Genomic DNA, 12,765 nt, shown 5'->3' with positions numbered 1-12,765 from the left:
GGCCGCGGTGAACGGCCGAGAGACCGGCGCCGCCCCGCGCCGCACCCCGCCCAAGGTGGCCCCGGCGGACCGGGGCGCCACCCGGATCGCCGACCGGGTCGTGGCCAAGATCGCGGCGCAGGCCGCCCGCGAGGCCCTGGCGGCGCTCCCCGCGTCGCCGCCCGCCGACGCCGCGCCCCCGCACGCCACCGTCACCGTGCACCACGACATCGCCCGGGTCCGGATCAGCCTGGAACTCGGCTACCCCGCCGACCTCGCCACCCAGTGCGCGGCCGTACGCCGCCAGGTCGCCCACCGGGTAGAGGAATGCGCCGGGATGACCGTCCCCGAGGTCGACATCGACGTGGAGCGGCTGCACCCCGCCCAGGTCGGCCCCGCCCGGCGGGACCGGCTGCGGTGACGGCGCCCGCCGACCTCCGGAAAGAACCGGCTGGAGCCAACGCGTCCCCCCGCTTCCGCTCGGCCCGCCGGATCCCCGCCGCGCTCACCGCCCTCGTGGTGCTGGGCGCCGCCGGGCTCTTCCTCTACGACCTCGCCGCCGTACGGGCCCACCGCCCCGGCATGCGCTGGCGCCGCGAACTGGCCGGGCTGCTGGAGCGGCACACCCCGGCCGACACCGGCGTGGCCATCGGCGGCGCGGTACTGGTGGCCGCCGGGGCGGCCCTGCTGTACCTCGCGCTGGCCCCCGGGCTGCGCTCGGTGCTGCCCCTGCGTTCCCCGGGGCCCGCGCGGTCCACCGGCCGGGGCGCCGAGGTGCGCGCCGGGATCGGACGCAAGGCCGCCGCGCTGGTGCTGCGGGACCGGGCCATGGAGGTGTCCGGGGTCCGGTCGGCCCGGGTCAGGGTGGCCCGCTCCCACGTCACCGTGCGCGCCGCGTCGCACTTCCGCGAACTGGACGACGTACGGGCGGACCTGGAGGCGGTCCTCGCGGTCGGGCTGGCCGAACTGGGCCTGGCCCACGATCCGCAGCCACGCGTCCGGGTCGGCCCGGCCGGAAAGGGGTGAGCGCGCACATGACCGGGCTGGTCAACCGGATCCTGCTCGCCCTCGCCGGGCTGGTGCTGCTGGCGGGCGGCGCCGCCGTGCTCACCGGCGCCCGGCCGCTCGAAGGCCGCCACGCGCCGCTGCTGAGCGCCGCCCGGCGGCGGCACTGGCACACCGAGGGCTGGTGGTGGTGGGCCGCCGTCGCGGTCCTCACGCTGTGCGTGCTGCTCGCCCTGTGGTGGCTGCTGGCCCAGCTGCGCCGCGCCCGGCTCGCGGCCGTCGTGGTCGACACCGGGGACGGCGCCTTCGCCCTGCTGCGCGGCCGGGCCCTGGAGGAGGCGGTGGCCGTCGAGGCGGGCGCGCTCGACGGGGTCGCCCAGTGCCGGGTGGCCCTGCGCGGCCGCCGCACGGCCCCCGTACTGCGGCTCGCGCTGCGCCTGGAGCCGCACGCCGTGCCCGCGGACGTCCTCGCCGCGCTGGCCGGCCCGGTCCTCGACCACGCCCGCGCCTCGGCGGGCCTGGCCGAACTCCCCACGGAGGTCCGCTTCCAGGTCGCGGACCACCGGGCGCAGCGTGTCAGCTAAGGGTGGCGCGACCTCAGAACCCGTGCCGGGCGCCGCCGTCGACCGGGAGCATGACGCCCGTCAGGTACGAGGCCGCGGGGGAGAGCAGGAAGGCCGCGGCCCGGCCGAACTCCCGGTCCGTGCCGTACCGGCGCAGCGGAATGCGGGACTCGCTCGCCGCCCGCGAGGCCGCCGCGTCGCCCGAGAGGGCGTCCAGCTCCCGCACCCGGTCGGTGTCGATCCGCCCGGGCAGCAGGCCGACCACCCGGATCCCGCGCGGCCCGAGGTCGTCGGAGAGGGATTTGGCGAAGCCCGCGAGCCCGGGGCGCAGCCCGTTGGAGATGGCCAGCCCGGGGATCGGCTCGTACACCGAGCCGGAGAGCACGAAGCCGATGACCCCGCCCTCGCCCAGTTCGGCGGCGGCCGTGCGGGCGAGCCGTACCGCGCCCAGGAAGACCGACTCGAAGGCCGCCTGCCACTGTTCGTCGGTGTTGTCGGCGCCCAGGCCGGGGGCGGGACCGCCGACGCTGACGAGGATGCCGTCGAAGCGGCCGAACCGCTCGCGGGCGGTGGCGATGAGCCGGGCGGCGGCGGCCGGGTCGGAGTTGTCGGCGACGGCGCCGACCGCGTTCGGGCCGAGCGCGGCGGCGGCGTCCGCCACCCGCTTGCCGTCCCGGCCGGTGATGACCACCCGGGCGCCGTCGGCGGTCAGTTCGCGGGCGCTGGCGAAGCCGAGGCCGCGGGTGGCCCCGGTGACGACGTAGACACGGTCCTTCAGTCCAAGATCCATGCGGACACGCTACGCCGTCGCCGGACGCGCTACGCCGTCGCGGGCTCGGGCTCCTCGGTGGCCGCGGCCTTGGCCGCCGCCTCCTCGCGGTCGCGCTTCTCGCGCCGGACCAGGATCACCCAGCCCACCGGCACGGCGGCGGTGAACAGCCACCACTGCACGGCGTAGGCCATGTGCGGGCCGATCGAGTCGTGGTCGGGCTCGGCGACCGGCTCGGGGCTGCCGCCCGGCGGGACCGGAGCGGTCAGCTCCAGATAGCCGCCGAGCACCGGCTTCTTGAGGTACTCCGCCTGCTGAGCGCTGTTGATGAGCATCACCTGGCGGTCCGGCAGGCCCTTGCGGTCCCGGATGCCGCCGTCGCCGTTGACCTCGTCGGCCTTCAGCCGGCCGGTCACCGTCACCTCGCCCGCGGGCGCGGTGGGCACCGGGGGATAGGCGCGCGGATCGTCGCCGCCCGGAATCCAGCCGCGGTTGACCAGGACCACCCGGCCGTCGCCCAGCACCAGCGGGGTGACGACCTGGAAGCCGACCTTGTCACTGTTGGAGGTCCGCATCCGGACGACGACCTCGTGCGCGGGGTCGTAGGTGCCCGTGGCGGTGACCGCGCGCCAGAAATCGGCGCGCGGAACCTCGTGACCGGGAGCCGTCAGCTCGGTCATCGGAGCCGGTTTCGCGGCCAGGTTCGCCGCGATCAGCTCGTTCTGGGCGACCCGGTGCTCATGGCGGTGGAACTGCCAGAACCCCAGCTGGATCATGGAGGGGATCAGGACGAGGGCCAGGAGGTGCAGGCCCAGCCACTGCCGGGTCAGTACAAAGCGGTACACGCCCATGACGGTACCCCTCGGGGTACGGGCCCCGGCGGCCGGGTGACCCGCCCGCCGGGAACGGCCGGTCAGGTGCGGTGGCCGCCCGCGGGCGGCGGCCGGTCAGCTGTGGTCGACGACGCCCACCTTCCCCTCCGCGCGGGCGCAGTGCGCCCCGCAGAACCACTGCTTGTCGACCTCGACGCCCTGTCCGATGATTTGGACCCGGCAGTGCTCGCAGATGGGCGCCATGCGGTGGATGGCGCAGGAGAAGCAGTCGAAGACGTGCACCGCGCCCTGCGCGTGCACCTCGAAGGACATGCCGTAATCGTTTCCGCAAACCTCACAACGTGCCATGCGCCACAGAGTGGGACCGGACGGGCCGGACGGGAAAGCGGTCGCCGGGCGAGTCGCCCGACGCTCACCCGTCTGCCGCAGCCACGTCCCGCAGCAGCTGGGTGAAGGCGGCCTCGTCGACGACGGGGGTCCCGAAGGACTTCGCCTTGACCGTCTTCGAGGTCGCCGAGTCCGGGTCGTTGGTCACCAGCAGGCTGGTGAGCCGCGACACGCTCGTCGCGATGTGCAGCCCCGCCTCGACCGCGCGGTCCTCCAGCAGCTCGCGGTCCACCGAGGTGTCACCGGAGAACGCGATGCGCATGCCCTGTTTGAGCGGCGCGCCGTCCGTGTACCGCCCGGGGTTGGGGTGGGGGCACGCCGGCCGCTTGCGCGACTGGCGCCAGCTGCCCGCGCCCGCTCCCGCGCCCCGGTAGGAGGCCTGGTAGCCGACGCGCGGCGTGGCCGGGGTGTCCGACCACTCGGTCAGCGGGCGGCACTCCAGCAGCGGCAGCCGTACGCCGCCCCGCGCGGCCGCGTGCAGGGAGGGCCGGAAGGCCTCGGCCAGCACCCGGGCGTCGTCGAGCGCGTGGTGGGCGCGCTGCTGGACCACGCCGAAGTGCGCGGCGAGCGACTCCAGCTTGTGGTTGGGCAGCGGCAGGTCCAGTTCCTTCGACAGGGCGATGGTGCACAGGCGCTGGCGGACCGGCGCGGTCGCCGCGGCCCGCGCGTACTCCCGGGCGATCATCTGCCAGTCGAAGATGGCGTTGTGCGCGACGAGCACCCGGTCCGCGAGGCGCCCGGCGAACTCCTCGGCGATCTCGCCGAAGAGCGGCGCGTCCTGGAGCATCTCGCTGGTCAGCCCGTGGATCCAGACCGGTCCGGGGTCGCGCTGCGGGTTGACCAGGGTGTACCAGTGGTCCTCCACATTGCCCCGCGCGTCCAGCCGGTAGACGGCGGCGGAGACTATCCGGTCGTCGCGCGCGAGCCCGGTGGTCTCCACGTCGACGACCGCGTATCCCTGGGGGTACGCGGTCGGCCACATCGTCTCTGCGGTCGTACGGTCGTCGAGCATGGTCACAGAGGATATCGGCCCGGACCGACAGCCGGGTCCAGAAGGCCGGAGACCAGGGTCCGCACCGACAGCAGGAACAGCCGTTCCGGGTCCGCCGGGCGGGCCAGGGCGCGGGACAGGGCCGGGTCGTCGGGGGCGGCGGCCGGGTCCCAGACCTCGCCCTCGGCGGGGGACTGGGCGGGGGAGCGTTCGCGGTTGCGCTCGATCAGGACGAAGCCGACGATCTGGAACTGGACCACGCGGACGGCGTCCGCCGCGCGCGCCCCGCGCAGTCCCGCCGCGTGCACCTCGTGCACGAGCGCCTGCTGGGCGGGCAGGAACATCCGCTCGGTCAGTCCGCGTTCGTGCACCATCGCGATCAGGTGCGGGCGCCCGCGCAGCTCGCGGCGCAGGATCCGGGCCACCGAGACGATCCGGTCGGCCGGGGTGCGGCCGGTGGGGCGGACCGCGCCCATGTCCCGGACGGTCCGCTCCACGAGCGCGTCGAGCAGCGATTCGCGGTTGCCGACGTGCCAGTAGATGGAGGTCACCGCGGTGCCGAGTTCGGCGGCCAGTTTGCGCATGGTGAGGGCCGCGGGGCCGTGCTGTTTGACCAGGGACGCGGCGGCCTCCAGCACCTCCTCGCGGGTGAGCGAACTCCTGGCCATCACGGCCCCAACTCCCTCCGGTTGATCTGTCGGTCCGTCAGTTCTCGTGCGTGCAGCCCTCTTTACCCTTCATCGTCGGCGGTGTAACTGTGTTACAGAACCGACCGACCGAAGGGTGGTGCTTCCCATGGCACGCGTACGGTACGGCGCGCGGACCGAAGCCGAGATCTCGGCCTCGCGCGAGAAGAGTTCCAAGCTCCCCGACATCTGGTCCACCGGTGTGGTGGCCGTCTGGGAGAGCGATCCCGACGTGGTGGCCGCCGTGCTCCCGCCGCCGCTCAAGCCCGCCGAACGGCCGCTCGTACGGGCCAACATCAGCAAGGTCGACCTGCCCGGCTATCCGCTCGGCGCGGGCTCCGTGGCCGTCGCGGCCCGGCACGGCGCGGTCGAGGGCTGGTACCCGCTGGTCATGCCGATGACCCACGAGCGCGCCCTCATCGGCGGCCGCGAGGTCTTCGGCGAGCCGAAGAAGCTGGGCGAGGTCGCCGTCGAACGCGACGGGCTCGTCGTACGGGCCTCCCTCGCCCGGCACGGGATCGCCTTCGTCGAGGTGCGCGGGGCGGTGGACCGCGAGCTTCCGGTGCCCGAACCCACCACGAAGACCGACTTCTACTTCAAGTTCCTGCCCGCCGTGGACGGTGAGGGCTTCGACGCCGACCCCGTCCTCGTGCACTGCACGCGCAACGAGAAGGTCCGCAAGCTGGAGCACGTCACCGGTGACATCGTCCTGCGGGAGTCGATGTTCGACCCGGTCGCCGACCTGCCGGTGCGCCGGATCGTGGAGATCACCATCGGGGAGAAGACCACCGACCAGAAGGGCAAGGTGGTCGAGCGGGTCAGCGCCCGGGCCCTCCTCCCGTACATCCACCAGCGCTACGACGACCCGATGCAGATCCTCGACGCGCCCCCCGAGGGATCGACGGCGGGACCGTCAGCGGGATCGTCGGCGGGGAGCGTCTGAGATGCGGCTCGAAACAGGACAGGTGGCGGTCGTCACCGGCGCGGCCGGCGGCATCGGGCTCGCCATGGCCCGCCGTTTCGCCGCGGAAGGACTGAAGGTGGTCCTCGCCGACGTCGAGGAGGGCGCCCTGCGCAAGGCCGCCGACGAACTCGCCGCCGACGGGGCCGAGGTGCTCGCCCGGATCGTCGACGTCAGCGACCGCGACTCGGTGCTCTCCCTCGCCGACGCCGCCTACGACACCTTCGGCGCGGTCCACGTGCTCTGCAACAACGCGGGCGTCGGCTCCGGCGCCGAGGGCCGCATGTGGGAGCACGAGCCCAACGACTGGAAGTGGGCCTTCTCCGTCAACGTCTGGGGCGTCTTCCACGGCATCCAGGCCTTCGTCCCCCGCATGATCGCGGGCGGCGCCGCGGGCCACGTCGTCAACACCTCCTCCGGCGACGGCGGGATCGCCCCGCTGCCCACCGCCTCCGTCTACGCCGTCACCAAAGCGGCCGTGGTCACCATGACCGAGTCGCTGTACGCCCACCTCAAGGCGGAGGGCGCGACGGTCGGCGCCTCCGTCCTCTTCCCCGGACCGCACATGCTGCGCACCGGACTGTGGGAGTCCCACCGCAACCGGCCCGTCCGGTACGCCAAGGAACGCCCGCGCAAGGCGCCGTACCGCACCCTCGACCAGTACGAGGAGGCCATGAGGCGGGCCGGGCACGAGGTGGACTTCACGCCGGTCGAGGAGGTCGCCGAGCACGTGGTCGACGGCATCCGCGCCGACCGCTTCTGGATGCTCCCGGCGAGCGAGCACAGCGACCGGCAGATCCGCGCCCGGTCGCAGTCGATGCTCGACCGCGCCAACCCCGCCTACCTGGAGAGCTTCATCCTCGACTGAGGAGTCGTGCAGTGAACGCGTACGAAGCGCACGAAGACCCGTACCTGATCATCTCCTCCGACTGCCACGCGGGCCTGCCCACCGAGCGGTACCGCCCCTATCTCGACTCCCGCTTCCACCCCCAGTTCGACGAGTTCCTCGGCCAGCGCGACGCCCGCCGCGAGGAGGCCACCCGGCTGGGCGTGCGCAACGAGGCCTTCGCCGAGAAGTGGTTCCACGACCACGAGGAGGGCCTCAAGGGCGGCTGGGACGCCGGTCAGCGCCTCAAGGAACTCGACGGCGACGGGGTGGCCGCCGAGGTCGTCTTCCCCGACGCCGACGCGGTCGACAGCCAGACCGCCGCACCCTTCGGCGTGGGCCTCGGCCTCTCCGGCGACCAGGACCCCGAGCTGGGCATGGCGGGCGCGCAGGCGCACAACCGCTGGCTGGCCGAGTTCGTGTCCCAGAACCCCGAACGGCACTGCGGGGTCGCCCTGCTCCCCATCACGGGCGAGCCGGACCGGGTCGTGGCCGAGATCCACCGGGCCAAGGAGTCCGGGCTCGGCGCGCTCATGATCCCGTCCATGTGGGTGGACAAGGCGCCCTACCACGACCGCCGTTACGACCCCGTGTGGGCGGCGGCCGCCGAGACCGGGATGCCGGTCGTGACCCACTCGGGGGCCGCGCCGCGCCACGAGTACGGCGACCACCTCGGGATCTACGTCTCCGAGGTCACCTGGTGGCCCGCCCGCCCCCTGTGGTTCCTCCTGTGGTCGGGCGTCTTCGAACGCCACCCGGGCCTGAAGTTCGGGGTCGCCGAGTCCGGCTGCTGGTGGCTGCCCAACCAGCTGTGGTTCATGGACCGGCTCTACCTCGGCGCGCACGGCGGCAAGAAGCTCTCGCCCTTCGCGGAGCTGAAGCGCCCGCCCAGCGAGTACCTGGACCGGCAGGTCTTCGTCTGCGCGACCAACACCAAGCGCCGCGAGCTGGCGCAGCGCTATGAGATCGGCGTGGACAACATCCTGTGGGGCTCGGACTTCCCGCACCCCGAGGGCACCTGGCCGAACACCCGGAGCTGGCTGAAGAAGACCTTCCACGACATCCCGGTCGGCGAGAGCCGCCGGATGCTGGGCCTGGCCGCCGCCGAGGTCTTCGGCTTCGACACCGAGGCCCTCGCCCCGCTGGCCCGCCGGATCGGCCCGACCCCGGCCGAGCTGGGCCAGAGCGCCGACCAGGCGGCCGTGGAGGCCTCCTGGTCCCGCTCCCGCGAGGTCGGCCGGCACTGGCTGACCGACAACGAGTTCCCGGTGCTGGGGGTGAACGGATGAGCGGCGGGGAGGGCGGCGGGGAGGACCGCTACACGGTCATCTCGGCGGACTGCCACGCGGGCGCCGACCTGCTGGACTACAAGCCGTACCTGGAGAAGCGGTACCACGACGAGTTCGACGCATGGGCCGCCGGCTACGTCAACCCGTACGAGGACCTCCTCGCCGACACCGCCGACCGCAACTGGAACTCGGGGCGCCGGCTGGCCGAGCTGGAGGCGGACGGGATCGTGGCGGAAGTGCTCTTCCCCAACACGATCCCGCCCTTCTTCCCCAAGGCCTCCCTGATGGCCCAGCCGCCCACCGCCGCCGAATACGCGCTGCGCTGGGCCGGGCTCCAGGCGCACAACCGCTGGCTGGCCGACTTCTGCGCGGACGCGCCGGGGCGGCGGGCCGGGGTGGTCCAGATCCTCCTCAACGACGTCGACGCGGCGGTGGCGGAGATCCGGCGCACCAAGGCGGCGGGCCTGACCGGCGGGATCCTGCTGCCGGGCGTCCCGCCGGGCTCGCCGGTCCCCGAGCTGTACTCGGCGGCGTACGACCCGATCTGGGCGGTCTGCGACGAGCTGGACGTCCCGGTCAACCACCACGGCGGCTCGGCCTCGCCGCCGCTGGGGGACGAACCGGCGGCCCGCGCCGTCTTCATGGTGGAGACCACCTGGTTCTCCCACCGCGCCCTGTGGCACCTCGTGTTCGGCGGGGCCTTCCGCCGCCACCCGGGCCTCAAGCTGGTCCTGACGGAGCAGGGTTCCGGCTGGATCCCGGGCGTCCTGGACATGCTGGACTATTACCACGGCCGGCTGGTGAACGCGGCGACCAGGGCCGCCACCGCCGAGTCCAAGTTCGGCGCGGGCCTGGCGGAATCCATGGGCAAGGGCCCCAGCGAGGTCTGGCGGGACAACTGCTTCGTGGGCGCGAGCTTCATGCGCCCCCACGAGGTCCCGCTACGGCACCGGATCGGCCTCGACAAGATCATGTGGGGCAGCGACTACCCCCACGACGAGGGCACCACCCCCTTCTCCCGCGAGGGCCTGCGCATCGCCTACGCGGGCCTCCCGCGGGCCGAGGTGGCGGCCATGGCCGGGGGCAACGCGGCCCGGGTGTACGGCTTCGACCTGACCCTCCTGGACAAGCTGGCCGCCGAGCACGGCCCGCTCGTCTCGGAGATCGCCGAGCCCCTCACGGAGATCCCGCCGCAGGCCACCAGCCCGGCCTTCGCGCGCGGCGCGTCGGTGCGCGTCTGGTAGCCCGTAGCCCGCAGTCGGCGGCTCAGGTGCCGATGTACTTGAGCCGCTCGGGCGGGACCCGGTCCGCCCCGGTGAAGCTGGTCCGCCGGTCCACCTCGACGGTCAGCCCGTCCAGGGCGGCGAGCGGGGCGAGGTCGACCACGCCGGAGCACTCGGTCAGCACCAGCCGCCGCAGCGCCGGGAATTCGGCCACGGCCTCCAGCGTCCCCTCGATCCCGCACCGGGACAGGTGCAGTTCGGTCAGCCACCGGTAGGGCACGAGGGCGCCGACCGACACCGGCCCGGTGTGCCGGATCTGCAGGCTCCGCAGGCCCCCGAGCGGCTGGCGGTCGACCAGCTGCCGGTACTGCCAGGGCCCGGCGATGGTCAGGCTCTCCACCCCCGGCCAGCGGTCGATCCCGTCGAGGGTCAGCCCGCGCGCCCCCTGCCACAGGGACAGCGAGGTCAGGGTTCCGGCGGCCGGGACGTCCCCGATCCGCCGCTCCTGGGGCTCGTACCCGATCACCAGCGAGCGCAGCCCGGGGACCCCGGCCAGTGGGGCGAGCGGGAGGCCGTCGCGCAGGTACCCGAAGGCGAGGCTGTCCGCCGGGAGTTCGGCGACCGCCTCGATGTCGGTGAGGTTCGGGCAGTCGTAGACCCCCAGGTGGCGCAGGGCCGGGAGGTCCGTCAGCTCCGCCAGGCCGGTCAGCCCGGGGTTGCGCTGGAGGACCAGCCATTCCAGGTCCCGGCGCCGGGTGAGCGCCGGGGGCACCCCCTGGTCCCAGGTGAGGTGCACGCGCCGGATGTGCGGGAGCCGGTCGAAGGCGGCCAGCTGACCGGGGGTGCTGATGTGCAGGTGCGCCGTGCGGACGGGGGCGTCGGCGAGCACCGCGTCCGCGAAGTCGTCGGTGGGGAACAGGCTCCACGATCCGCAGATCTCGTGGCTCACCTCGAAGCGGTCGTCCCGCCGGAACCCGGCGATCACCTGGAGCGCCCGGTCCCCGCCGACCAGCGCGGCGGTGCGGATCGTCGCGGCCGCCTCGTCCTCGGTGAGGTCGGCGGGCTCCGGCAGCAGCTCCAGGACCAGCTCACCGGCCTTGGCCAGCTCCTCGGCCTGGCGCACCGAATGGGGCGGCAGCAGGTGGGCGGTGCGGGTCTCCACCTCCCGCCACACCTCCGGATCCAGCTCCGGGGCGTGCTCCAGGCAGGCCGCGGCGAGCAGCACGAGTCTGCTGCGGTCCCGTTTGACCCGGTCGGCCCGGCGCAGCAACTGCAGGAGGATCCGGGCCCGTTCGTCGGGCCGGGCGTGGCCGACCGCCATCCGGATGACGTCGTACCAGTCGTCCTCGTGCGCGTTGCGGACCAGGACGCCGAAGTCCCGGGCCTCGACGGCCGCCTTGGCGCCCAGGTAGTCGCGGAAGGTGCGGTGGACGAAGTGCACCGAGCCCGGGACCGGTTCGCGCAGCAGCCCGCTGCGGATCAGCAGGTGCCGGAAGACCTGCCGGGCGCTGCCCTGGGCGCGGGCCTGCGGCATGGCGTCCAGCCACTCGTCGACCATCTCCACGGCCTCGTCGCAGTCCGCCTCGACCTGGCCGTTGCGGATCAGCCAGTAGGCGAGCCGCTGGAGCAGCAGGGTCTGTTCGTCCCGGGTGAGGTAGACCCCCTCGACGCCGATGATCTCCCGCTCGCTGTCCCGCCGGACGAGCAGCATGTCGAGCGCGGCGTCGTACAACTCCTTGCGGGCGCGCGGCAGGTGCATGTGCCGGTCCCGGTTGAGCGCGCACAGCAGTGCGCACATCAGCGGGTTGGTGGCGAGCCGGCCGAGGTCCCGGCGCAGGCGCACGGCCTGGCCGAGGGATGCCTCGTAGCGGTCCAGTTCGGCCCGGCCCTCGACGGAGGCGCATTCGGCGCGCGCCGCGTCGTGCCAGTGCGTCAGGAACGCCTGGATGTCGGCGCGTTCCATGGGCAGCAGGGTCATCGGGGTGAAGGCGTGGCCCGAGAGCCAGTCGTCGCGGACGGCGGAGGGGCGGGTGGTGACGATGAAGCGGGACTCGGGGTAGGCGTCGATCAACGACCAGATCCAGGCCTCGGTGCGGTTGCGCAGCCGCTGCGGGACCTCGTCGACCCCGTCGATCAGGACCAGGGCCCGTCCGGCGCGCAGCACCGAGCTGGCCCATCCGGGCGGCGCCTCCCCGTGGACGGGGACCCCGCAGGCGCGCAGGAACTCCTCCGGCATCGGGAGCGCGTCCCGGGAGGTGAAGGAGCGCAGCCGCAGCACGAAGGGGACGTGGGTGTTGAGTTCGCGCAGTTCCGGGCCGAAGCTGCGGCGCGCCGCGTTCAGCGCCAGCCACTGCACCAGGGTGCTCTTGCCGGATCCCGCCGGTCCGCGCAGCAGCACCCGCCCGCTGGTGCTCAGGGCCGTCTCGACGGTGGTCACGGCCTGCCGTCCCAGCTCCTCGTACGGCTGGTCGCCGCTGACCGAGAGGCTGATGTAGGCCAGGTCCAGCGGCCATTCCTGGCGGGCCTGGCTGAAGGTCAGCCCGTACAGCTCCAGGCGGCCGTGCGCCGTCGCGAGGTAGGCCGCGTACCGCTCCTCGAAGTCGGCCGTCACTGATCCGGGCGCGGGCCCGAGCCGGTCCCGTACGGATTCCAGGGCGCGCCCGAGGCCGCCCGCGCGCCGGATCAGCTCCAGGTCGGCGCGGGCGGCGAAGGAGGGCAGGGTGGTCATGTACTCGACCGCGTGGCGGCAGCAGAGGTCGAGCAGCTCCCCGTAGAGCGCCCGCGCGGCGTCGCCGAGGTACGGCGGCGGTCCGGGCAGGGCGGCGGCGAGCCGGACCGGGTCGAGGTCGAGGGCGAAGAGGGCGTCCGGGTCCAGCGGGCCGAGTCCGCCGAAGGCGTCGCGTACGGCGTCCAGCGCGGCCAGCCGCTCGTGCGCGGGGAGCCGGGCGCCGGGGGTGTGCAGGCGCTCGGCGAGGGTGGTGGTGAGGTGGGCCAGTTCCGCCTCGCCCAGTTCCTCCGGGCGGCGCCAGCGCGGCGCCGGGCGGGCCGGACCGCCGGTGGTGCCCGCCCCCGGCGCCTGCGCCAGGAGCGATTTCACGAGCGCTCCGACCGCCGTGCCCGCGACTTTGAACAGAACCGCCTCTAACCCGCTCACATGGCCTCCCCGCCCCGGTCGGACAGTATCTCCGGTACC

At 73.9% G+C, this 12,765-nt stretch carries 13 protein-coding genes; 7 read left to right on the top strand and 6 right to left on the bottom strand.

Features of this window, described 5'->3' with window-relative positions; genetic code table 11:
• The first annotated feature begins 7 nt into the window (after window positions 1–7).
• From OHS33_RS08410 to amaP, 3 genes are read left to right on the top strand one after another with little or no spacing between them, the layout of a single operon-like run.
• Entirely contained in the window at window positions 8–400 is a 393-nt protein-coding gene (locus OHS33_RS08410; RefSeq protein ID WP_443065424.1) for a hypothetical protein, read from the top strand.
• A complete protein-coding gene (locus OHS33_RS08405; RefSeq protein ID WP_330329746.1) occupies window positions 397–1,005 on the top strand; it encodes a DUF6286 domain-containing protein in 609 nt (202 codons plus the stop codon). Before OHS33_RS08410 ends, OHS33_RS08405 begins: the two co-directional genes overlap by 4 nt.
• Before the next feature lie 8 nt (window positions 1,006–1,013).
• On the top strand, window positions 1,014–1,568 hold the full coding sequence (amaP, locus tag OHS33_RS08400) for an alkaline shock response membrane anchor protein AmaP (RefSeq protein WP_330329745.1): 555 nt from the start codon (window positions 1,014–1,016) through the stop codon (window positions 1,566–1,568).
• A 13-nt stretch (window positions 1,569–1,581) separates the two neighbouring features.
• Here amaP and OHS33_RS08395 read toward each other — a convergent pair whose 3' ends face one another.
• The 5 genes from OHS33_RS08395 to OHS33_RS08375 form a co-directional block, all read right to left on the bottom strand.
• Entirely contained in the window at window positions 1,582–2,337 is a 756-nt protein-coding gene (locus OHS33_RS08395) for an SDR family oxidoreductase (protein ID WP_330329744.1), read from the bottom strand.
• Between the two features lie 29 nt (window positions 2,338–2,366).
• A complete protein-coding gene (locus OHS33_RS08390; protein ID WP_330329743.1) occupies window positions 2,367–3,161 on the bottom strand; it encodes an SURF1 family cytochrome oxidase biogenesis protein in 795 nt (264 codons plus the stop codon).
• Between the two features lie 102 nt (window positions 3,162–3,263).
• Entirely contained in the window at window positions 3,264–3,497 is a 234-nt protein-coding gene (locus tag OHS33_RS08385; protein WP_330329742.1) for a hypothetical protein, read from the bottom strand.
• Window positions 3,498–3,561: 64 nt separating this feature from the next.
• Window positions 3,562–4,554, bottom strand: coding sequence for a DEDDh family exonuclease (locus tag OHS33_RS08380; RefSeq protein ID WP_330329741.1), 993 nt, complete (start codon window positions 4,552–4,554; stop codon window positions 3,562–3,564).
• Window positions 4,551–5,195, bottom strand: coding sequence for a TetR/AcrR family transcriptional regulator (locus OHS33_RS08375; protein ID WP_330329740.1), 645 nt, complete (start codon window positions 5,193–5,195; stop codon window positions 4,551–4,553). Before OHS33_RS08375 ends, OHS33_RS08380 begins: the two co-directional genes overlap by 4 nt.
• Before the next feature lie 127 nt (window positions 5,196–5,322).
• On the opposite strand from OHS33_RS08375, the gene OHS33_RS08370 reads away from it, so the two are divergent.
• Genes OHS33_RS08370 through OHS33_RS08355 form a run of 4 tightly spaced genes read left to right on the top strand, consistent with a single transcriptional unit; the run spans window position 5,323 to window position 9,593 of the window.
• Window positions 5,323–6,156, top strand: coding sequence for an acetoacetate decarboxylase family protein (locus tag OHS33_RS08370; RefSeq protein ID WP_330329739.1), 834 nt, complete (start codon window positions 5,323–5,325; stop codon window positions 6,154–6,156).
• A gap of 1 nt (window position 6,157) precedes the next feature.
• Complete coding sequence (locus tag OHS33_RS08365; protein WP_330329738.1) at window positions 6,158–7,042, top strand: SDR family NAD(P)-dependent oxidoreductase; 885 nt, start codon at window positions 6,158–6,160, stop codon at window positions 7,040–7,042.
• A gap of 11 nt (window positions 7,043–7,053) precedes the next feature.
• Window positions 7,054–8,349 (top strand): amidohydrolase family protein, encoded by a 1,296-nt coding sequence (locus OHS33_RS08360; protein WP_330329737.1) that lies wholly within the window; start codon window positions 7,054–7,056, stop codon window positions 8,347–8,349.
• The gene (locus OHS33_RS08355; protein ID WP_330329736.1) at window positions 8,346–9,593 is read left to right on the top strand and encodes an amidohydrolase family protein; all 1,248 of its coding nucleotides are present in this window, start codon (window positions 8,346–8,348) and stop codon (window positions 9,591–9,593) included. Before OHS33_RS08360 ends, OHS33_RS08355 begins: the two co-directional genes overlap by 4 nt.
• A gap of 22 nt (window positions 9,594–9,615) precedes the next feature.
• Here the strand turns inward: OHS33_RS08355 and OHS33_RS08350 are convergent, their stop codons facing one another.
• Window positions 9,616–12,726, bottom strand: coding sequence for an NACHT domain-containing protein (locus tag OHS33_RS08350; RefSeq protein ID WP_443065264.1), 3,111 nt, complete (start codon window positions 12,724–12,726; stop codon window positions 9,616–9,618).
• Between the last annotated feature and the right edge of the window lie 39 nt (window positions 12,727–12,765).

The sequence above is a fragment of the Streptomyces sp. NBC_00536 genome (genome assembly GCF_036346295.1).
Taxonomy (GTDB): domain Bacteria; phylum Actinomycetota; class Actinomycetes; order Streptomycetales; family Streptomycetaceae; genus Streptomyces.
Note: the sequence above shows the minus strand (reverse complement) of the source record. Positions and strands in the feature narration are given on the sequence as shown.

Coding starts and splice junctions, on each gene's coding strand:
- amaP (WP_330329745.1), top strand. CDS start 1,014: ATGACCGGGCTGGTCAACCGGATCCTGCTCGCCCTCGCCGGGCTGGTG.
- OHS33_RS08395 (WP_330329744.1), bottom strand. CDS start 2,337: ATGGATCTTGGACTGAAGGACCGTGTCTACGTCGTCACCGGGGCCACC.
- OHS33_RS08385 (WP_330329742.1), bottom strand. CDS start 3,497: ATGGCACGTTGTGAGGTTTGCGGAAACGATTACGGCATGTCCTTCGAG.
- OHS33_RS08375 (WP_330329740.1), bottom strand. CDS start 5,195: ATGGCCAGGAGTTCGCTCACCCGCGAGGAGGTGCTGGAGGCCGCCGCG.
- OHS33_RS08370 (WP_330329739.1), top strand. CDS start 5,323: ATGGCACGCGTACGGTACGGCGCGCGGACCGAAGCCGAGATCTCGGCC.
- OHS33_RS08365 (WP_330329738.1), top strand. CDS start 6,158: ATGCGGCTCGAAACAGGACAGGTGGCGGTCGTCACCGGCGCGGCCGGC.
- OHS33_RS08355 (WP_330329736.1), top strand. CDS start 8,346: ATGAGCGGCGGGGAGGGCGGCGGGGAGGACCGCTACACGGTCATCTCG.